Below are 352 nucleotides of genomic sequence, written 5' to 3'. Positions count from 1 at the left end.
ATATTATTTCGAATATAGGTAATGAGGTGAAGTCCATCGACAAAAAGTACTTCAGTGAGTTTTTGGGAAATATATCCTTTGTCTGCATAAAGTTTACCTTTTATTTTCTCAATAAAATTTTGGTTTTTAAGAGGTTCTCTATCATCTGTATTCCCTGGAGTAATAATAAAGTTTAATATTTCGCCCTTTTCATTAATAATAAAATGAAGTTTAAATCCAAAAAAGTATCCCATAGTTGATTTACCTCGTTGAGCTAAACCATCAAAAACTTTATGTCTAGGTATTCGCTTATTCTTACATACACGAATAGGTGTAGAATCCACATAAGAGATTCCAGTACAACTGCCTAAAC

1 protein-coding gene is annotated in these 352 nt (G+C 30.7%); it reads right to left on the bottom strand.

Going from position 1 to position 352, the window contains the following annotated elements; genetic code table 11:
- The coding region (locus tag OM075_RS25865) for an IS982 family transposase (protein WP_301193420.1) at positions 1-352 on the bottom strand (352 nt) is incomplete at both ends.

Origin of the sequence: Plebeiibacterium sediminum, from assembly GCF_026013605.1 — a bacterium.
GTDB lineage: Bacteria > Bacteroidota > Bacteroidia > Bacteroidales > Marinilabiliaceae > Saccharicrinis > Saccharicrinis sediminus.
This window is presented reverse-complemented; position numbering and strand designations above follow the sequence as displayed.